Source organism: Nocardioides conyzicola (genome assembly GCF_039543825.1).
Lineage (GTDB): Bacteria > Actinomycetota > Actinomycetes > Propionibacteriales > Nocardioidaceae > Nocardioides > Nocardioides conyzicola.
The window spans coordinates 300,461-320,468 of sequence record NZ_BAABKM010000005.1; the positions used below are offsets into that span (position 1 = coordinate 300,461).

At 70.6% G+C, this 20,008-nt stretch carries 19 protein-coding genes; 10 read left to right on the forward strand and 9 right to left on the reverse strand.

Translation table 11 applies throughout. The features are described 5' to 3' along the window. Positions 1-218 precede the first annotated feature (218 nt). Positions 219-833: a hypothetical protein gene (locus ABEA34_RS23120; protein ID WP_345524116.1), complete on the forward strand. Its 615-nt coding sequence runs from the start codon at positions 219-221 to the stop codon at positions 831-833. Positions 834-875: 42 nt separating this feature from the next. Then, the gene (locus tag ABEA34_RS23125) at positions 876-3,032 is read left to right on the forward strand and encodes a signal peptidase I (protein WP_345524117.1); all 2,157 of its coding nucleotides are present in this window, start codon (positions 876-878) and stop codon (positions 3,030-3,032) included. A 135-nt stretch (positions 3,033-3,167) separates the two neighbouring features. Here ABEA34_RS23125 and ABEA34_RS23130 read toward each other — a convergent pair whose 3' ends face one another. Together ABEA34_RS23130 and ABEA34_RS23135 are read right to left on the reverse strand one after the other, a co-directional pair. Next, entirely contained in the window at positions 3,168-3,518 is a 351-nt protein-coding gene (locus ABEA34_RS23130; protein ID WP_345524118.1) for an iron chaperone, read from the reverse strand. Positions 3,519-3,615: 97 nt separating this feature from the next. After that, positions 3,616-4,086, reverse strand: coding sequence for a hypothetical protein (locus ABEA34_RS23135; RefSeq protein ID WP_345524119.1), 471 nt, complete (start codon positions 4,084-4,086; stop codon positions 3,616-3,618). A 78-nt stretch (positions 4,087-4,164) separates the two neighbouring features. Here ABEA34_RS23135 and ABEA34_RS23140 point away from each other — a divergent pair, with 78 nt between their 5' ends. Continuing rightward, positions 4,165-5,460, forward strand: a complete 1,296-nt coding sequence (locus ABEA34_RS23140; RefSeq protein WP_345524120.1) for an HNH endonuclease — start codon at positions 4,165-4,167, stop codon at positions 5,458-5,460. 21 nt (positions 5,461-5,481) lie between these two features. Here ABEA34_RS23140 and ABEA34_RS23145 read toward each other — a convergent pair whose 3' ends face one another. Continuing rightward, positions 5,482-5,820 (reverse strand): hypothetical protein, encoded by a 339-nt coding sequence (locus tag ABEA34_RS23145; protein ID WP_345524121.1) that lies wholly within the window; start codon positions 5,818-5,820, stop codon positions 5,482-5,484. 81 nt (positions 5,821-5,901) lie between these two features. Between ABEA34_RS23145 and ABEA34_RS23150 the strand changes: the two genes are divergently transcribed. Then, positions 5,902-6,153, forward strand: coding sequence for a hypothetical protein (locus ABEA34_RS23150; protein ID WP_345524122.1), 252 nt, complete (start codon positions 5,902-5,904; stop codon positions 6,151-6,153). Positions 6,154-6,156: 3 nt separating this feature from the next. Here the strand turns inward: ABEA34_RS23150 and ABEA34_RS23155 are convergent, their stop codons facing one another. After that, positions 6,157-6,588 carry a MarR family winged helix-turn-helix transcriptional regulator gene (locus ABEA34_RS23155; protein ID WP_345524123.1) on the reverse strand — a complete coding sequence of 144 codons (432 nt, stop codon included), beginning with the start codon at positions 6,586-6,588 and terminating at the stop codon, positions 6,157-6,159. An 87-nt stretch (positions 6,589-6,675) separates the two neighbouring features. Between ABEA34_RS23155 and ABEA34_RS23160 the strand changes: the two genes are divergently transcribed. Continuing rightward, positions 6,676-8,502, forward strand: a complete 1,827-nt coding sequence (locus tag ABEA34_RS23160) for an ABC transporter ATP-binding protein (RefSeq protein ID WP_345524124.1) — start codon at positions 6,676-6,678, stop codon at positions 8,500-8,502. Here the strand turns inward: ABEA34_RS23160 and ABEA34_RS23165 are convergent. Next, entirely contained in the window at positions 8,457-9,440 is a 984-nt protein-coding gene (locus tag ABEA34_RS23165) for an NAD-dependent epimerase/dehydratase family protein (RefSeq protein ID WP_345524125.1), read from the reverse strand. The genes ABEA34_RS23160 and ABEA34_RS23165 overlap by 46 nt on opposite strands. A 108-nt stretch (positions 9,441-9,548) precedes the next feature. Between ABEA34_RS23165 and ABEA34_RS23170 the strand changes: the two genes are divergently transcribed. After that, a complete protein-coding gene (locus ABEA34_RS23170; protein WP_345524126.1) occupies positions 9,549-10,229 on the forward strand; it encodes a TetR/AcrR family transcriptional regulator in 681 nt (226 codons plus the stop codon). Here ABEA34_RS23170 and ABEA34_RS23175 read toward each other — a convergent pair. After that, the gene (locus ABEA34_RS23175) at positions 10,226-11,170 is read right to left on the reverse strand and encodes a GlxA family transcriptional regulator (protein WP_345524127.1); all 945 of its coding nucleotides are present in this window, start codon (positions 11,168-11,170) and stop codon (positions 10,226-10,228) included. The genes ABEA34_RS23170 and ABEA34_RS23175 overlap by 4 nt on opposite strands. A gap of 93 nt (positions 11,171-11,263) precedes the next feature. Here ABEA34_RS23175 and ABEA34_RS23180 point away from each other — a divergent pair, with 93 nt between their 5' ends. Continuing rightward, a complete protein-coding gene (locus ABEA34_RS23180) occupies positions 11,264-11,410 on the forward strand; it encodes a hypothetical protein (protein WP_345524128.1) in 147 nt (48 codons plus the stop codon). A 17-nt stretch (positions 11,411-11,427) separates the two neighbouring features. Continuing rightward, positions 11,428-13,611 carry an aryl-sulfate sulfotransferase gene (locus ABEA34_RS23185; RefSeq protein ID WP_345524129.1) on the forward strand — a complete coding sequence of 728 codons (2,184 nt, stop codon included), beginning with the start codon at positions 11,428-11,430 and terminating at the stop codon, positions 13,609-13,611. A 90-nt stretch (positions 13,612-13,701) separates the two neighbouring features. On the opposite strand, the gene rpsA is transcribed toward ABEA34_RS23185, so the two are convergent. Next, the gene (gene rpsA, locus ABEA34_RS23190) at positions 13,702-15,168 is read right to left on the reverse strand and encodes a 30S ribosomal protein S1 (protein ID WP_345524130.1); all 1,467 of its coding nucleotides are present in this window, start codon (positions 15,166-15,168) and stop codon (positions 13,702-13,704) included. A gap of 186 nt (positions 15,169-15,354) precedes the next feature. Here rpsA and ABEA34_RS23195 point away from each other — a divergent pair, with 186 nt between their 5' ends. Further along, positions 15,355-16,170, forward strand: coding sequence for a class I SAM-dependent methyltransferase (locus ABEA34_RS23195; RefSeq protein WP_345524131.1), 816 nt, complete (start codon positions 15,355-15,357; stop codon positions 16,168-16,170). Positions 16,171-16,227: 57 nt separating this feature from the next. On the opposite strand, the gene pgfA is transcribed toward ABEA34_RS23195, so the two are convergent. Continuing rightward, positions 16,228-17,205, reverse strand: coding sequence for a cell envelope lipid trafficking protein PgfA (pgfA, locus tag ABEA34_RS23200; protein ID WP_345524132.1), 978 nt, complete (start codon positions 17,203-17,205; stop codon positions 16,228-16,230). Positions 17,206-17,340: 135 nt separating this feature from the next. Between pgfA and ABEA34_RS23205 the strand changes: the two genes are divergently transcribed. Then, entirely contained in the window at positions 17,341-19,089 is a 1,749-nt protein-coding gene (locus tag ABEA34_RS23205) for a hypothetical protein (protein ID WP_345524133.1), read from the forward strand. On the opposite strand, the gene ABEA34_RS23210 is transcribed toward ABEA34_RS23205, so the two are convergent. Continuing rightward, complete coding sequence (locus ABEA34_RS23210; RefSeq protein WP_345524134.1) at positions 19,066-19,968, reverse strand: porin PorA family protein; 903 nt, start codon at positions 19,966-19,968, stop codon at positions 19,066-19,068. The two genes, ABEA34_RS23205 and ABEA34_RS23210, sit on opposite strands and share 24 nt — an antisense overlap. Positions 19,969-20,008 lie beyond the last annotated feature (40 nt).

A 20,008-nucleotide genomic window follows, 5' to 3' on the forward strand; every position in this document is an offset into this window, starting at 1 on the left:
CCTCCTCCGATACTCGCGGGGGGGCCTGGCCATTGCTCACGATGGTTGGCCCACCCCGCGAGCTCGACCAGGGGAGCAGATCTGCTCATTTACCGCATCTCAGTCGGGTTTGAGAAGAGAGGTCCGGACAGGTCTTTAGTCCTGACTTTGCCCGAAACCCCCTTTTAGCTGCAGTAAGGGCCCACAGTGGGCCCCCACCCCACCTAGAGGAGCACCTCATGCGAATCACGTCCGCGACAGTCGGCAAGGTCGCCATCACCGCCGCAACCCCAGTCGCGATGCTCGCTGCCGCAGCTCTGGTGTGGCAGTCGTCCTACGCCGCGTTCAGCGGCACGACCCGCAACTCGGGCAACGACTGGGCCACCGGCTCGGTGGCGCTGACCGACGACGACGCCGGCTCGGCGCGCTTCCAGGTGGCGAGCATGATCCCGGGAGACACCGAGACCAAGTGCATCACCGTCACCGCCAACGCCTCGACCGCCGGCGTGGTGAAGGCCTACTTGGTCAACGCCGTCCCTTCGTCCGCGGGGCTCGAGAAGTACGTCAAGGTCACGGTCAGTGCTGGTAACGGCGGCTCCTTCGCCACCTGCACTGGCTTCACCCCGCTCGCGACCGGCAACCCGGTCGTCGCGAGCACCCCGCTGTCACAGCTCGCGCTGGCCAACAGCTACGCCAACGGCGTCGGCGGCTGGCCCGTCACGGCCGGGACGCAGTCGCGGACCTACCAGGTGACGTGGACCTTCGACACAACCGGGCTGACCCAGCCCCAGATCGACCAGCTCCAGGGCAGCCACACGGGCATCGACCTGCAGTGGGAGCTCGAGACCAGCTGACGCAGCACTACTCCGCTCCCCAACCGTCTGGAGGTACCGCACATGGCGATCGCTACCGTGTCCGGACCTCCCGGCGCTGCCGCCTGCGGCGGCGACGCTGGAGGAGACCGGCCCGTCCTCCTCGCGAGGGCGCGGCTGGTCGCCCAGGTGCTGGGCCGGATCTACCGTTCGTTTCTGCTGACCCTGCTGGTCGCAGCCCTGCTGCCGACCCTGTGGGGCTGGTCCAGCTTCGTCGTACGCAGTGGCTCGATGGAGCCGTCGATCTCAGTCGGCGACGTGGTCGTGGCAAAACCCTTCGCTTCCGGATCGAAGGTCCCGGTCGGCCGGGTGGTGATCTTCCCGAACCCGGCGAAGCCCGACAGCGGCGAACTGCTCGTGCACCGGGTCGTCGAGAACCTCGGCGGCGGCAAGTACGCCACGGCCGGTGACGCCAACCCCAGCAATGACCCGACCCCGATCACCGACGAGGGCGTCGACTCGCGGGCCACGCTGCTAGTGCCGTTCGTCGGCCGCCCCTTCGTCTGGCTCGCGAATGGCAACATGGCGCCCCTCGTGCTGTGGAGCGGGATCACGGTCCTGGCGTTCGCGCTTGCCACGCAGCGCTTCGGACGGCGCCGCAACGGCGACGGACCGGGGGCCGGTCGCCCTGCCCCCGGACGTCGGCACCGCGGTTTCGCGCGCCGGCATCCCGCGGCCGCGGTGCCAGTCCTAGCCCTGCTGGTTGCTGGCGGGATCGGTCTCGCCGGCAGTCAGAGCGCCATGGCCGGGTTCACGGCCCGCACGATCTCACCCTCCAATACGTGGGCGGCGTCGGCATCGCTCGGCCACCGCGTCACGCTCGCAACCCCCGGCGCTGTCGTTCGCGGAGCGGTGCCGCTCACAGCCACCATGTCGAACACGAGCGTCGGCGACGGCTACACGGTGCGCATGGAGTATGCCCGAGCAGGGACGTCGACGTGGACCACCGCCTGCACCAAGTCCGCGTCTCCCTACTCCTGCGCCTGGGCGACCGACGGCCTCACCAACGACCGCTACGACCTGCGCGCCGTCGCGACCTCCAGCTCCAGGACGCTGACCTCGCCGGTCGTCACGGGCGTCCTCGTCGACAACCTCGCCCCCAGCGTCACCATGCAGAACCCAGGCACCCCGCTGCGCGGCCGCGTGACGTTCGCCGCGACCGCCGCCGACGCTCACTCCGGCGTGGCGAGTGTCGTGTTGCAGTACGCGCTCGCGGGCTCGACCACCTGGCGGGACCTCGCCTCGGACACGAGTTCGCCGTACTCCTACGAGTTCGACACCACGACACTGGTGAACGGGACCTACTCGTTCCGCGCCATCGCCGCAGACGTTGCCGGCAACGCGACCATCTCAGTAGCGGTCACCAACCGCGTCGTCGACAACGTGGTGACGTCGGTCGTGCTCAACGACCCGGGACCGGTCATCTCCGGGACCGTCACCCTGACCGCCTCCGCGGCCTCGACCGCAGGCGTCGCCTCGGTTCGGATCCAGGGCGCGCCGGCCGGCACCGCGAGCTGGGGTGACGTGTGCACCGACACCACCTCGCCGTACACCTGCGTGTACAACACCACGTTCGTTGCCGACGGCCTCTACGACCTGCGAGCCATCGTCACCGACGGCGCGGGCCGCACCACGACCTCGACCGTCGTCGCCAACCGCAGGGTCGACAACACCGCCCCGCGTGCCTCGGACGTACAGACGACCAACGGCGCCGTGGCCGGCAAGCTCGACACCGCAGACACGATGGCCTTCACCTACACCGAGCAGATGCGGCCTACGTCGATCAGTCCAGGCTGGGACGGGTCGTCGGTGGCAGTCAGCCTCAGGCTGCGCGACGGCAACAGTCTCGGCCTCGGCAGCACCGGGGACACCGTGGACATCCTGCGCGGCGGGTCGGCGGTCAACCTCGGATCGGTCAACCTCCGCGAGGACTACATCTCCACGTTCGGCACCGCCCAGTTCAACGCCACCATGACGGCCTCCACCGTCACCGTCAACGGCGTGACCATGACGCGGGTGACGATCACGGTGGCGTCGCAGGCAAGCGGCACCACGACGCGGACCGTCACGAACTCCTCCACGATGAGCTGGACGCCGTCCGGCGTGGCCACCGACCTGGGCGGGCTCGGCACCAACACCACTACCGCCCTCGAGTCCGGGACGTTTGACCGCCAGTTCTGAGGCGAGAGAAGGATCGCGTGCGGGGCGCCGGCGGGATCACCCGCGCGATGACCCGGGTGCGACTTTCCGCCGCCAATGCTCGCCGATGCCACGTCTACTCCGGCTTTCGTACCGCGGAGATTCTTGGCTACGCCATCAGATCCCGAGGATCTCCAGCTTCGCCTGCACCAGGCTTCGAACCAGGTCATCCGGAAGGGGTTCGTCGATCGGGAAGTGGAGCGAACCGCTGGTGCGCTCGTACCCGTCCAGTCGGTCGCCAAGATGACTCAGCACCTCACCGCTGTGCGGCAGGTAGGCGAGATGGTGCTTGAAGGCCGCGAAGCCAGCGACCACCTTGCCCCCGACCCGGAACGCCGGCATGCCGTAGGAGATGCCTTCCTCGGCGTCAGGCACCACGGCCAGGATTGATCGGCGGAGAGCCTCGAGGGTCCTTCGCTTCGGCTCCTCCACTCCTGCCAGGTAGGCATCCACCTCGGCCGCGGTCATGGCAGACAGTCTCCCCGATGTCACGCTGAGAGCCTCTGCGGGCGTGTCTGTGCTGCGTACCTCTCATGTCCAGCGACGTGTGACTTTCCGCGGTCGGTCAGTCCCGAGCCGCCCGGTGAGCCCACTCGAGGGCGCTCTCGCGGGATCGCGCGCGGCCGCGGAGCGGGATGGTCGCCCGCGAGCGGTTCGGCGTACCGCGCTGGGTGGTCCGCTGGGCCCCGGCCACGACGTGCACGCGCTGCGTGAAGACCACGAAGCGAGTCTCCTCCTCAAGGCTCCCGGCCGGGGTCACGTCCACCGCGAGCCACAGGCCGTCCGGCTCGAAGCCGACGACGGCCTTCCCCGAGCCGGCGCGCTCCTTGCTCACGGCGGACGAGGTGACCTGGAGGTCGAACTCGACCGCTCGGGCGTGCGCACCGCGGGTCCTCCGCAGCAGCTGCATCGCCTCGACGAACGCCCGCTGCTCGGACGAGATGACGCCTGCCGGAATCCAAGGCGCCCGTGGGCCGGTGGCATCGATGCCGGGTCGGACCTTGTCCCCGTTGACCCAGACGTCTCCCCAGCTCATCCACGCATCCTCGCACCGGTCCCCGGTCCGGCGCCTCGCCCCTTGCGGGTGTCGGAGGACAGGTATATAATCGAACACATGTTCGACGTCCAGAAGCCGCTAGTCGCGTCCGCGGTGCAGGCGTTCGCGCGCGGGCTCGCCTCCCCCGATCGCGGCCTGGACGACGCGTCCCGGATCGACCTGATCCGCGAGCTCGAGACGCTCAAGTGTGCAGCGGAGGCTGCGCAGGCGGTGCTCAGCGCCGCCTTCGACGCCTCCCAGCGGGCGGCGCAGGCCTCGCAGGGCGTGCCCGCCGCGCGACAGGGTCGCGGCGTCGCCGCCCAGATCGCGCTCGCCCGCCGGGAGTCACCGCACCGTGGGCAGCAGCACCTCGGGCTGGCCAAGGTCCTGACGACCGAGCTCCCCCACACGATGGCGGCGTTCCGCGCCGGGCGCGTGACCGAGTGGCGGGCGACGCTGGTGGCTCGCGAGACCGCGTGCCTGAGCCGTGAGGACCGGATGACGGTCGACGCCGAGATCGCCGGCAACGCCCAGCGGTTCGAGGCGATGGGTGACGGCGAGCTCGTCAGCGAGGCGCGCACGATCGCCTACCGGCTCGACCCCGAGTCCGTCGTACGACGCCGGAGCCGCGCCGAGAACGACCGCCGGGTGTCGCTGCGCCCCGCGCCCGACGTGATGAGCCAGCTCTCGGCCCTGCTGCCCGTGAAGGACGGTGTCGCCGTGTACGCCGTCCTCAGCCGCGAGGCAGATCGGCTGCGCGCGGCGGGCGACCACCGCGGCCGCGGGCAGATCATGGCCGACACCCTGGTACGGCGAGTCCTGTCGACCGCCCCCGCGACGGACACCAGGCCAGCAGTCATGATCAACCTGGTGGTCAGCGACCGGGTCCTGCTCGGAGGCGGCGACGATCCGGCGTACGTGGAGGGCTACGGCCCGATCCCCGCAGACCTTGCACGCCAGCTGGCCGGGACGACCCGGGCCTGGGTGCGGCGCCTCTACGCCACCCCCGAGACCGGCCGACTGGTCGCGATGGACTCGACGAGCCGGTTGATGCCCGCACAGCTCGCCCGGATGATCCGACTCCGTGACCAGCGGTGCCGCACCCGTTGGTGCGACGCCCCGGTCAGGCACTCGGACCATGTCACCGCCGTCGCAGAAGGCGGACCCACGAACGAACCCAACGGCCAGGGTCTGTGCGAAGCCTGCAACCACGCCAAGCAGGCGTCGGGATGGCGAGCGAGACCGAGCCCCGGTGCTCGACATGCGGTCGAGACGACCACGCCGACCGGGCACACCTACACCTCGATGGCGCCTGCGCTGGTCCGGACGCGCTTCATCGAAAGTGGCCCCGGACTCTGGACCCTCGTCGCCTGACGATGCGGCGACGTCGACGCGCTACCGCTTGCCGCGACCGAACATCCGGCCGATCCGGTCGCCCACCGACCGCGGCGGCTTGATCTGGACCAGGGACGACCCGTCCGGCTCCGGCAGGTTCGCCGCCTGCTCCGCCGAGAGCGTCGTGAGCACGTGGCTGGTCCAGATCGAGTCGATCTGAGGAGCGTCCACGAACCGGGTGCCATCGGCCGTCTCGACGACGATGCCGTCGAACACCGAGACCAGTTCGTCCACCAGCACGGACCGGACCGTGGCGAACGGGTGCCCGTCGCTCGTCTGCACGGGCGTGCCCGGCTGGAGCGCGGTGTACGCGATCGGGTGGTCAGCTGCGTCCGCCATGCTGGCAAGCGTACGGCGCGGGCCTGGTGTCGCCCGGCGGGATGTCGGTGCCGTGACATAGATTGAGCAGGTGAGCGAACGATGAGCAAGACCGACGAGCTGCGCGCGATGCGCGAGGCGAAGTACGCACGAGCAGCCGCCGCCCAGAGCGGCCAGGCGCCGGCCCAGCCGAAGGCAGAGCCCAAGGCAGCGGCCAAGACCGCGAAGGCGGCGCCGGTGGCACCCCCGGAGGCCGCCACGCAGACCGACGGCCTGTGCGGCCACCGGTCGATGAACGGGCGCAGCTGCACCCGCGAGGCCGGCCACGCGGCCAAGAGCCACCGCTACTCCTGACGCCTACTCCTGGCCGACGACGAGCCGCAGGATCCGGTCGAGCTCGGCGCGGTCGGTGTCGCTGAGCACGGACAGTCGCTGCTCCGTCGCCGTACGACGCGCCTCGTCGAGCTTGGCCCGCAGCGCCGTCCCCGCGTCGGTCGGCACGACGCTGGTCGCCCGCCGATCGGCGGGATCGGGCTGCCGGGCCACGAGCGAGCGCTCCTCGAGGGCGTCGACGACCTCGGTCGCCGACCGGGGCGCGATGCGCAGCCGCTCGGCCAGCACCGAGAGCCGCACCGGCTCCAGCTCGGCCACGACCCGGAGCGCCCGCGCCTGGCTCGGGGTGACGTCGTACTCCGCCATCACCTCACCGAAGGACCGGCGCATCGAGCGCGCGGCCATCATCAGCAGGTCGCTGGTCGACTCGTCGCCGGTGGTGTCGTGGTGATGCACGGGAACATCCTAGCCAATGCGCGCGTTCCCTCATCGTGAGGTAACCTCACCATATGACCTTCCCCCATCCGTGAGAGAGGTGAGCGCATGGCGGAGCCCATGAGCCGCGGCCGCGGAGGCCGCCCCGGATCGATCAGTCCCGAGTCGCGACAGGCCGACAAGGCCCAGCTCGCCGACGCCCCCGTCTCGCTGCGCCGCATCGGCCGGCTGTTCTCGGCGCACCGCGCCCGCCTGGCCTTCGTCGTGGTCCTGATCGTGGCCAGCTCGCTGATCGCGCTGGCCCAGCCCTTCCTGATCAAGCGCGTCATCGACGTCGCGATCCCCCAGCAGGACGTCTCCCTGCTGCTGACCTGCGTCCTGCTCATGGTGGGCATCGCCGTCGCGACCTCCGCGATCGGCGTCGTCCAGACCTGGCAGTCGACCACCGTCGGCCAGCGCGTGATGCACCGCCTGCGCTCCGACCTCTTCGGCCACCTGCAGCGCCAGTCGATCGGCTTCTTCACCCGCACCCGTGGCGGCGAGATCCAGTCGCGGGTCGTCAACGACATCGGCAGCATGCAGTCGGTCGTCACCTCGACGGCCACCTCGATCGCGTCCAACCTGACCACCGTCGTCGGCACCCTCGTCGCGATGCTGCTGCTCAGCTGGCAGCTCGCCCTGGTCACGCTCGTCGTCCTGCCGCCGGCGGTCGTCCTCACGCGCCAGGTGGCGCGGATGCGGTACGCCGTGACCGCGGCCCGTCAGCGCAAGCTCGCCGACCTGCACGTGCAGGTCGAGGAGGGCCTGTCCGTCAGCGGCATCCAGCTCACCAAGACCCTCGGCGCCGCGCCCACCCTCGCGCGCCGCTTCGAGCAGACCTCGGCCGAGCTCGTCGACCTCGAGGTCCGCTCCCAGCTGGCCGGCCGCTGGCGGATGGCGACCATGAACATCGTGTTCGCCGCCGTCCCTGCGACCCTCTACCTCGCTGCCGGCCTGCCCGCGACCTCGGGCGGGATGACGATCGGCACCCTGGTCGCGTTCGTCGCCCTCCAGGGCGCGCTCTTCCGCCCGCTGATGGGGCTGCTCGGCGTGCAGGCCGACGTGACCGCATCGCTCGCGCTCTTCAGCCGGATCTTCGAGTACCAGGACCTCCCCGTCGAGATCGACGACCCGGCCGACCCGGTCCGGCTCGGCCGCGTCCACGGCGAGGTCCGCTTCGACCACGTCGGCTTCGGGTACGGCGACGCGCCGGTCCTCCACGACATCCACCTGACCGTGCCGGCCGGCGGCTCCCTCGCCCTGGTGGGCGAGACCGGCAGCGGCAAGACGACGCTGGCCTCCCTGGTCGCCCGGCTGCACGACCCGACCACGGGCGCGGTCCGCATCGACGGGGTCGACGTCCGCGACCTCACGCTCGACGACCTCGCCGCCACCGTCGGCGTCGTGACGCAGGAGACCTACCTGCTGCACGCGTCGGTGCGCGACAACCTGCTGCACGCGAGGCCGGACGCCACCGACGCCGAGATCGAGGCCGCCTGCCGGGCTGCCCGCATCCACGACGTCGTCACGGCACTCCCCGACGGCTACGACACGATGGTCGGCTCGCGTGGCCACCGGTTCTCCGGCGGCGAGAAGCAGCGGCTGGCGATCGCCCGGACGCTCCTGCGCAACCCGCGGATCCTGGTGCTCGACGAGGCCACCAGCGCGCTCGACAACGAGACGGAGCGCGAGGTGCAGGCGGCGCTCGACGAGCTGGCCGAGGGACGGACGACGATCACCATCGCCCACCGGCTCTCGACCGTGCGCAACGCCGACCAGATCGCGGTCCTCGCACACGGCCAGGTGGTCGAGCACGGCACCCACGAGGAGCTGCTGCTGCGTGGCGGCCGCTACGCCGACCTGGTGCGCAGCGGGCTCTCGACCGTCGCGGCCTGAGCCAGTGTCGGGTCCGCGTTGACCGCGGTCGCCCGGCAGACCTCGGCCCACGGCGTGGGCGTCAGGCCGAGCTCACGCTCGATGGCGCTGGAGTCGAGCACGTAGGGACGCTGGAACTGGTACTCGGTCTCCCGCAGCTCGCGCATCACGGGCACGACCAGCCCACTGAGCGCCAGGGTGCCCCTCGGGAAGGCCTTCACCTTCACCGGCTCGCGCCCGGCCGCCCGGCAGACGTCGGCCACGGCCTGCGCCTGCGTCACCGGCGTGTTGGTCGGGGCGTGCCACACCCGGCCCCAGGTCTGCGGTGCCGCGGCCACGGCGACCAGCGCCCGACCCATGTCGCGCACGTCCGTGAACGAGTGCGGTACGTCGGGCCGGCCCATGACCCGCACCGTCTTGCCGGCCAGCGCGGCCGGAGCCACCCGGGCCACGTGCCCGGCCGCGACCGTCACCCCAGGACCCATGTAGTCCGATCCGCGCACCTCGACCGCGCGGATGCGACCCGCCTCGTGGCGCGCCAGCGCCTCGGCCCACATCCCGGCCCGGATCCGGGCCTTCTTCGTCGTCGCGGCGTCGGGCATCCCCTCGACCATCGGGCCGTCGACCGGGCCGTAGCCGTAGAGGCAGGACGCGGTCACCAGCAGCGCGCCGGTCCGCTCGGCGGCGACCAGGAACGCCTCGGCCACCGGGGGCCAGAACGTCGACCAGACCGTGTAGTCCGCCGGGTTGACGCAGTTGTAGATCGCGACGGCGCCGGCCGCCAGCTCCGTCAGACGGTCGGCGTCGGCGGCATCGGCCGCCTCCCGGCGTACGCCGGGGAGGTCCGGACCGCTCCCCGACCGGCTGACGAGCAGCGTCTCGTGGCCGGCCGCGGCCAGCTCGAGAGCGGTGGCGCGACCGACGGGCCCGGCGCCGACGACGACATGAAGCTCAGACATGGTTCCTCCTGAAGTTTGAATCGAGAGCACCGCTCTCTGTTTCTCCAGGTTGGCACGACTCGCAGCCAAAAGCAAGAGCACTGCTCTCGAATGTGTCACGATGTGTCCATGTCCCGAGCCGAGAACCGCGTCGAGATCACCCGCACCATCCAGGAGACGGCACGCCGCCACCTCGCGGAGGTGGGGCCGGCGGCGCTGTCCCTGCGTGCGATCGCCCGCGAGGTCGGCATGGTCTCGTCAGCGGTCTACCGCTACTTCCCCAGCCGCGACGAGCTGCTGACCGCCCTGATCGTGGAGGCGTACGACGAGCTGGGCGACGCGGTCGAGCGGGCCGACGCCGGCGTCCGGCGGCGTGCGGCCCTGGACCGACGGTTCCTGGCCGTGTGCAACGCGATCCGCGACTGGGCGCGCACCAATCCGCACGAGTACGCACTCCTCTACGGCTCCCCCGTCCCCGGCTACGTCGCCCCGGACACGACCGTCAGCTCGGCCGGCCGCATCACGGGCGCGTTCCTGCGGCTCGCCCAGGAGTCGCAGACGGCAGGAGACCTGCTCGCCACGACGCGACCGGTGCCGCCGAAGGAGCGCAAGGCGCTCGGCGGGGTCTACCCGGCGCTCGACGTCGCGGTCGCGGACGAGCGGATCGTGCGCTGGCTGATGGGCTGGACGACCGTCTTCGGGCACATCAGCATGGAGCTGTTCGGCCACATGCACCGCGGCATCCTCGACTACGACGCCCACTTCCAGCAGGTCACTGGCCAGCTGGTCGCCGACCTGGGTCTGGACTAGCCGGCGAAGCGGCGACGGTACTGCTGCGGGCTCAGCCCGCGCACCCGCGCGAAGTGGTGGCGCAGCGTCGCGGCGTTGCCGAAGCCGACCTCGTCGGCGATCCAGTCGATCGGGTGGTCGGTGCGCTCGAGCAGCTCCTCCGCCGCCTGCACCCGCTGCCGGGTCACCCAGGAGTGCGGCGTCGTGCCGGTCTCCGCGCGGAACCTGCGGGCGAAGGTGCGCGCCGACATGTGGTTGCGGCGGGCCAGGGTCTCGACGCTGAGGTCCTCGCCGATGTTCTCGACGATCCACTGCAGCAGCGGACCCAGGGTCTCGGCGTCGCAGTCGGGCACGGCGTTGGCGATGAACTGCGCCTGTCCCCCGTCGCGGTGCGGGGGCACGACGATCCGTCGGGCGGTGGTCGCCGCCACCTTGGCGCCGAAGTGGTCACGCATCAGGTGCAGCGACGCGTCGATGCCGGCGGCGGAGCCGGCGCCGGTGAGGATGTTGCCGTCGTGGCAGTAGAGCACGTCGGGCTTGACCTTGGCCTCCGGGTAGGTCTTCGCCAGCAGGTCGGTGTAGCGCCAGTGGGTGGTGCACTCCCGGCCGTGCAGCAGGCCGGCGGCGCCGATCTCGAAGACGCCCGAGCAGTGGGCATAGATCGTGGCGCCGCGCGCCTCGGCCGCGCGGATGGCGTCGAGCACGAGCGGGTCGTGGTCGGTGAAGTCGTACTTCGGGGCCAGGCAGACCAGGTCGGCGTCGGCGGCGGCCTCGAGGCCACGCTCCACGACGAGGTCGTAGTCGGAGCGACCGCGCAGCCGTCCCGGCCGCGGCGTACACACCTGGAAGTCGAAGACCGGGTTGTCGTCCTCCGGGTGGTAGGGCTCCCCCCACACCTCGACCAGCGAGCCCAGCCCGAACGGCTCGGCGCCCTCCTGCACGATCACGGCCACCTTCTTCACCAGGACAGCAAACACCCGATGTGGCAGAAAATCAACGTACTCTGACTTTTCTGCCACTCGTGGCAGGATCTCGACAGGCGCAGTATTACTGCCATGACCTTCCTGATGATCCTCCTTCTCGTCGTCGTGGCGCTGAGCGTGGCCAGCGTCTACCTGATCGTCCGTGACGGCCGCGGTCCCCAGCGTCCGCCGGTCTCTCACTACCAGGACACGCGTTTCCTCGGTCCCCTGGCCCGCTGAGCACCTAGCATGCCCGCATGCGCCGCGTGCTCCCGGTCCTGACCGTCTGCTCCCTGGCCGCCGGCGTCCTCGCCGTCGGGCTCGCCTCGGCGGGCTCCGCAGACCCGCCGGCGACCCGCACGGTCGCGATCACCGGCACCGGCATCACCGGGACCTGGCCGGCGTACGACGACGCGACCGACCGCTACGCGATCGACACGTCGGGCGACAGCACCGGCACCGTCACCGTCACGGCCACCAGCGGCGATCCCGCGGCCGTCGTGGTGGTCGACGGCGTCCCGGCACCCGGCGGCGTCCTCGAGGTCACCGACCTGACGGTGGGCGACGAGGTGAACGTCCAGATCACCGATGCCGGTGGCACCACGAGCCAGTCCTGGATCTACCTGCCCGCCGACTTCCCCGAGATGCACGTCGTGGCCGACGACCCCGGGCAGCAGCCTGGCTACACGTTCCTCACCCTGGCGTCGTTCGCGTTCACCTCGACCTTCGAGACCGTCGTCGACGGGCACGGCGTCCCGGTCATGGTCGACGAGCTGAACGGGTCGGACCTCAAGGTCTCCGACGCGGACCCGTCGCAGTACACCGTGGCCCGTTCCAGCGCCGACGGCTACCACATCGTCACGCTCGACGAGCAGTGGCGACCGGTCGCGAGCCGACGGCTCGACGAGCCGGACGGCCAGAACTCGACCGACTTCCACGACAGCACGATGCTGCCGGACGGACGCGCCGTGCTCGTCGGCTACGACAGCACCGCGCACCCCGGGCAGACCGACGCCGTGATCCAGATCGTGGACGCGGCCGGTCACGCCACCTTCACCTGGAACAGCGGGGACCACGTCGCGGTGTCCGACGCCTACCTGAGCCCGAACGGCGACTACGCCCACATCAACTCCGTGCAGGTGCTCGCGAACGGCGACATCCTCGCGTCCTTCCGCAACCTCAGCGAGGTGATGCGGATCGCCACCTCCGTACACGACGACTACGCCGTCGGCGAGGTCGAGTGGCGGCTCGGCGGCAAGGACAGCGACTTCACCTTTGTCGACGACCCGGACGGCGGCAACTGCGCCCAGCACATGGCGCGCATCATGCCGAACGGGCACCTGATGATCTTCGACAACGGCTCGAAGCTCGACCCGTCCGGTCTCATCGGCCCGCAGACGGCCAACATGTGCCCCGACCCGACGGACGAGGACAGCCCCGGCACCCCCGGCATCGCGCGGCCCCAGACCCGGGTCACCGAGTACGTCCTCGACGAGGACGCGCACACCGCGACGCTCGTCTGGAGCCACGCCGTCCCCGGGCGCTACGCCGCCTTCGCCGGGAGCCAGCAGCGCCTCGCCAACGACAACACCCTGGTCGGGTGGTCGTTCAACACCGAGTCGGACGGCAACCAGGGCCCCATCGTCACGGAGACGACCCCTGCAGACGACGAGATCTGGGGACTGCGCGCGGTCGGGTGGTTCAGCTACCGCGCCACCAAGCACGACGCACCGGACCGGATCGCGCCGGAGATCTCCCTCGCCGGTCCCGCCGACGGCGCGACGTACGACGAGGGCGACGCCCTGCCCCCCGTGACCTTCTCGTGCACGGACCGGGGCGGATCGAACCTCGACGAGTGCTCCGGGACGGTCCCCCAGGGAGGCGCTGCGCCGTCGGAGCCCGGTGACCACACGGTGACCGTGACCGCGACCGACGCGGCCGGCAACGACACCACCCGCACGCTCTCGTACTCCGTCGCGGCGACCCCGCCACCCCCGGTGCCGACCGTGTGGCAGCCCGACCTCCGCATCCGCCTGGTCGGCGGCCCGTGGAAGGGCGCCGACCGCATCGGGTCGGCCGCCTCGCAGTCGGTCACCGCGCGGCTGACGAGTGCGCGGACGGGCCGTACCCAGACGTTCGACGTCTGGATCCGCAACCTCGGCACGTCCGCCGACCGCCTCGTCTTCGACGGCGGCACGACCAACCGCCGGTTCGAGGTCCGCTACCGCGCTGCCGGCCGCGACCTGACCCGCGCCATCGAGCGCGGCGCCTTCACCACTCCGCGGCTGGCGCCGCGCGAGTCGTACAAGGTCAAGGTCGTGGTGACCCGTACCGACCGGGCGAAGCGCGGCGACGAGCGGCGGATCGGCTTCGTCGCCCGCTCCGACGACCACCGGACCCGGATCGACCGGGTGTCCGCCCTGGTCCGGGCGGTGCGCTAGCCGCTCGCTCCTCCCCCGGAACGACGGAGGCCCGCCCCGGTCACCCGGGGCGGGCCTTCGTGCTGTGCTGCTACGTGCTGAGCGTGTTGCTCAGGCGGTGCCGCCGGTGAGCTTCTCGCGGAGAGCCTGCAGCGCCTCGTCGGAGGCGAGCGAGCCGCCGGCGTCGACGTCCTCGTCCACCTCGGCGGAGGAGGAGTACGACGTGGCCTCGCCGGCCTCGGCCTCGGCGACCTTGGCCTCGGCCTGCTGCTTGACGTGCGCCTCCCAGCGGGCGTGCGCCTTCGCGTACTGGTCCTCCCAGACCGCGCGCTGGTCGTCGAAGCCCTCGAGCCACTCGCCGGTCTCCGGGTCGAAGCCCTCGGGGTAGACGTAGTTGCCCTGCTCGTCGTACGTGGCCGTCATGCCGTAGAGGGTCGGGTCGAAGTCCTCGACGTCACCCGCGGCGGCGGTCTCGTTGGCCTGCTTGAGCGACAGCGAGATCCGGCGACGCTCGAGGTCGATGTCGATGATCTTGACCATGACGTCGTCGTTGACCTGGACGACCTGTTCCGGGATCTCGACGTGACGCTCGGCGAGCTCGGAGATGTGCACCAGGCCCTCGATGCCCTCCTCGACGCGGACGAACGCACCGAACGGGACCAGCTTGGTGACCTTGCCGGGCACGATCTGGCCGATCTGGTGGGTCCGGGCGAAGTGCTGCCACGGGTCCTCCTGCGTCGCCTTCAGCGACAGGGAGACACGCTCGCGGTCCATGTCGACGTCGAGCACCTCGACGGTGACCTCGTCGCCCACGGCGACGACCTCGGACGGGTGGTCGATGTGCTTCCAGGACAGCTCCGAGACGTGGACGAGACCGTCGACGCCGCCGAGGTCCACGAACGCACCGAAGTTGACGATGGAGGAGACGACACCCTTGCGGATCTGACCCTTCTGGAGCTGGGTCAGGAAGCCGTGGCGAACCTCGGACTGGGTCTGCTCGAGCCAGGCACGGCGCGACAGGACCACGTTGTTGCGGTTCTTGTCGAGCTCGATGATCTTGGCCTCGAGGGTCTGACCGACGTAGGGCTGCAGGTCGCGGACGCGACGCATCTCGACCAGGGAGGCGGGCAGGAAGCCGCGCAGGCCGATGTCGAGGATGAGACCACCCTTGACGACCTCGATGACGGTGCCTTCGACGACGCCGTCCTCTTCCTTGACCTGCTCGATGGTGCCCCAGGCGCGCTCGTACTGTGCGCGCTTCTTGGACAGGATCAGGCGGCCTTCCTTGTCCTCCTTCTGGAGGACCAGGGCCTCGACCTTGTCGCCCACGGAAACGACCTCGTTGGGGTCGACGTCGTGCTTGATCGACAGCTCGCGGGAGGGGATGACGCCCTCGGTCTTGTAGCCGATGTCGAGGAGGACCTCGTCGCGGTCCACCTTGACGATGGTGCCCTCGACGATGTCGCCGTCGTTGAAGTACTTGATGGTCGCATCGATCGCGGCGAGGAAGTCCTCTTCGGATCCGATGTCGTTGATCGCGACCTGAGGGAACTCGAGGTCGGGAAGGGTGCTCGTCATAAGGAAGGTGTGTCCTTGGGATGGATGGAGTCGTGCGGGCACGTCGAAAGCCCGTTTCACTAGCTCGATGAGAGTTAGCGAGCGATGGTCCACTCTGGATGGGACTGGGCAGACCTCCGGCGCACCCTGAAGACTACGCGGGGGGCTCGGCGTACGTCCAACCGGCGGAGGACTACGCTCCCGAGCGTGGAGAACCATCCCCCCGTGCGGGTGGAGCGACGGCCGGTCTCGGAGCAGGAGTCGCGACGGGCCAACGGCCCGGACTGGGATCGGTACGCCGACGAGTACCAGTCGACGCACGGCGAGTTCCTGGGTGACGCCGGCTTCGTCTGGGGGCCCGAGGGCTTCACCGAGGCGGAGGCCGGCGTCCTGGGTGACGTCGCCGACCGGGACGTGCTTGAGGTCGGGTCCGGCGCCGGGCAGTGCTCACGCTGGGTGCGCAGCCGCGGCGGTCGCGCGTACGGGCTGGACCTGTCCTTCCGCCAGCTCCAGCACTCCCGCCGGATCGACGCCGAGACCGGCGTCTGCGTCCCGTCGGTGCTCGGCACCGCCACCGCGCTGCCCTTCGCCGACGACTCGTTCGACGTCGTCTTCTCCTCCTTCGGCGCCCTGCAGTTCGTCAGCGAGATCGACGCAGCGGTCAGCGAGACCGCACGGGTGCTGCGCCCGGGCGGCCGGTACGCCTTCTCGATCACCCACCCGACCCGGTGGATGTTCCCTGACGACCCCGGGGTGGAGGGGCTCACCGCGAGCCAGTCCTACTGGGACCGCACGCCGTACGTCGAGGTCGACGACGCGACCGGGGTCGTGTCGTACGTCGAGCACCACCGCACGCTCGGCGACTGGGTGTCGCTGCTGGCCGGGGCGGGATTCATGATCACCGAACTGCTCGAGCCGGAGTGGCCCGAGGGGCACGAGCGGGTCTGGGGCGGCTGGTCGGGCGTCCGCGGCCGGCTCACCCCCGGCACCGCACTCTTCGGCGCCAGGCTGCTCCCGACGTGACTGACCCCGGCCGCCGTGGGCGACCGGGGTCAGATCAGGTGCTGCTGGGGCGAGCGGTCAGGCGACCGCGGCCTTCTCGCGCGTGCCGTTGGAGGAGCCCTCGTCGCGGCGGCGGGTCGAGAGCGTCAGCAGGATGCCGGCGATCAGGCACAGCGCGCCGGCGATGTACCCGACGAGCGGGACCCACTTCTCGAGGAGGTCCAGCTTGCTCAGGTTGTCGTGCGAGCTCGCGATGCTGTCCTTCTGCTGCTTGTCCGTGAACTCGGCCTGGATCGAGAGCACCGGCGAGCCGTCGGTCGTGGTCCGCACCTGGTCCTCGATCTGGTTCAGGATGTCGCCCGTGCGCGGCTCGACCCAGAACTCGGTGTTCGCGGAGTAGAGACCGTCGATGCCCTCGGCGATCGAGGCGGGCGCCTTGTCGACCGTCAGCTTGTAGACGTACACCTCGATGCCGTCGAGGTCCTTGGTGCTCTGGTAGACGGCGTCGACGGCCGCGCCGACGGTGTCGTCCCAGTAGGGGTACGTCTTCTTCTGCGCGTTGAACGGCCACTTGTTGACCAGGCCGACGTGCGGCGTGGCGTCGGCGCCCAGGTACTTCGTCGCGTCGGCGACGGCGAGCCCGTTCACCCGGTCGGTCGCGAACTGGTCGGTCGACGCCGAGATCAGGCGGTTGCCCGGGTCGTCGGTCGAGACGCAGTCGGGCACGTCGTCCTCGTCCTTGACCACGCAGCTGGCGTTGTTCCAGACCACGACGTTGTCGGTGGACTTGTCGGAGTCCGTGACCGTGGTGCTCGTGATCTTGATCGGCACACTCTCGCCACCGAGCTCAGCGGTGCCGGACAGGTGAGTCACGTTGTGGACGTCGAGCGGCGTCTTCTCCAAGCGATCCGGCGCATAGAACTGCGCGAGAATGCCGATCACCACGAGGAACATCCCCACAAAAATCAGGATGATTGCCAAGGTCTTTCGCACTGTCCGCCCCTCCTGGTACGCCAACGAGTCGGCGCAGCCTAGCAGCCGCGTGACGGGCGCCACACGATTTAGAACATGTTGTTACCGATTGGTTTTCCAGTGCCGGAACACGCTCAAATCGGGCGCAAAAGGTCGGCCGATCGCTGTGTCACACTGGGCCGTTCGCGGGCGAGGACCGAGCATCGAAGGAGCCGACGGGTGTCGACGATTGTGCCGCGGAACGCGGACGTCCGGGTGATCGCCCGACGCGTCTCGACCCGCATCTCAGCGCTGCGTCTCGGGCGACTCCGGGGGATCATGAACCGGCTCGTCCCCGCGTTGGTGCTCGCCGTCGCGATCGCCGGCTCCACCGCTCTCTCCTACTACTTCGCCCGCACCCTCTACTTCGGCGGCGACGACTGGGACTTCCTGCTGCACCGCGGGACGGTCGCCGGCGTCGACTCCGGGATGTGGGCGCCGCACTACGGACACTGGTCGACCGGTGTCGTGCTGATGTACCGCTTCCTCTTCTCGGTGGCCGGGCTGAGCTACCTGCCCTACATCGCCGTCTGCTGGGTGCTCCACGCGGCGATCGTGGTCGTGACCTACCACCTGGTGCGCCGGTCCGGCACCGGTCGTGGCGTCGGCCTGACCGTGGCCTGGCTGCTCGCCTTCATCGGGGCCGGCGCCGAGGCCCTGCTGTGGGCCACCGTGATGAACCTACTGGCGTCCCTGCTCTTCGGCCTGCTGGCGATGCTCCTGTACGTCGTCGCCGGGGACGGACCGCGGACGCGGTTCGCGGCGTGGCTGCTGCTCATCGTGGCGCTCGCCTTCTCGGCGACCGGCATCACCCTGGCGGTCGTCCTCGCCGTGTTCGTCGCCCTCCGGTTCTCGGTGCGCGCCGCCGCCGAGCTGATCAGCGTGCCGGCGGTCACGTGGGTGGTCTGGTGGCTCCTCATCGGTCACGAGGAGAGCGCCTCGACCGTCAGTGACCGCAGCGACTACCTCGGTGTCCCGGAGTTCTTCTGGACCGGGCTGTCCCAGGCACTCGGGACCTTCGCCGGGATCCCGGCGAGCGGCGGCATCCTGCTCGCCGTCCTGCTGGTGCTCCCGTTCGTGGTCCGCGACGCACCGGAGACCCTGCGACTGATGGCCGTCGCGGGCGTGGTGGGCGCCGTGTTCCAGATGCTGCTCGCCGCCGCCACGCGCGTCAGCGCTGGCCTCGCCTGGGCGACGACCGGTCGGTACGCCTACCTGACCATCGCCCTGCTGATGCCCTCGATGGCACTCGGCCTGCACTGGCTCGCGACCTCCGTGAAGCCCTCCCGGTGGGTCTCCTCCGGCTTGGTCGTCGTCGTGCTCGGCGTCTACACGATCGGCGCGGTCGGGCTGTTCCGGGACTACGCCCACGACCAGAAGCCGTACCGGACACCCTGGAAGGACCGGCTCGCCGGCCTGGTGGCCGCCGCCGACTCCGGCGAGACCGTGCTGACCGACCAGCTGGACCCGGTCCTCAATCCCTACCTCGAGGCCGACCTGGTCCTCTCCCCCGAGGTCCGGGGGGCGATCGCCGGCACCGCGACCGACCAGGGCGTGCTCGACGCCGAGGCGCTGGCGATGACGGCCGTCGGCCCCAGGACCGCCTGGCTCGGGTCACCCGCGACGGTGCGGCTGGCGCTGGGCTTCGAGGGCGCCATCGACCCGCGGCCGGGCTGCCACGTCTACACGGCGCCGGACGGAGGCACGCCGGCCCTCGAGCTGGACACCGGGCCGGGCGGCAACGAGATCACCGTGCAGTCGCCCGCGACCAGCATCCGGACCCAGCTGGTCCGGGGTGACGTCGAGAGCGTCCCCCGCAACTGGCCCGTCGAGCCCGACACCCAGATCCACGTGGCGACGACGGCGCGTGACGCGGTCCTCCGCGTCACCTTCGACAAGACCGGGTCATACGTGATCTGCCGGAAGTGACGGTCGCGGGGCCGAGTGCTTCCCGCGCGCGTCCTCCCGGCGTCCCAGCAGCAGGAGCGCGAACGCGGCCGCCAGGAGGACGAGGCCCACGGCGTACCCGACCAGGGGCAGGGTGTGCGTGAGCAGGCGCACCCGGTCGCGGAGGTCCGCGGCCTCGCCGGTCAGCGTCTTCACGTTGTCAGCGGTCGACTCCACGGTCAGCCTGGAGACCTTGCCCGCCGTCGGGCTGAGGTCGTCCCGCTCCCGCACGATCGTCCCCGTGAGCGGCTCGACCCAGAGCTCGACCGTGCCACCGAGGTAGCCCGCGAACTGGCCGTCGGGCGCGCTCGTGCGCAGGCTGTCGAGGTCGGCCACGTAGACGTAGCAGAGGAGACCGTCGACGCGATCGGTGCGGTCGAACGTCGTCTCGATCCCGGTGGCGGCCGGCTCGTACCAGTAGAGGTACGACTTCTTCTGCGCGTCGGCCGGCCAGCGCTCGACCTGTCCCTCGTGCGGCAGGGCGTCGGGGGGGAGGTTGGCCGGGTCGTTCACGGCGGCGCCGGTCCGCCGGTCGGTCGCGACGTCGTCGAGCGTCGCCCGCAGCAGCCGGCCGTCCGACTCCGAGGACGACAGGCAGTCGGGGGTCGCGCCGGAGGTGATCACGGTGCACGTCGAGCGGCGCCACGAGGCGATCGATCCGTCCGAGCGCGCCGGGTCGACGGACGAGCTCCGCGTCACGCGCACCGTCTCCGTCTCACCGGCCACGACGGCATCACCCTCGAGCGTGCGCTGCACCGACGCGTCGAGCGGCGTCTCGAGGAGGCGGTCCTTCAGGTAGACCTGGCCGAGCACGGAAACGGCGATGACGAATGCCGCCGCGAAGGCGAGCACGATGCCCATATTTCTGCGCAAGAACGGCCCTCCGGTCGACGGTCACGGC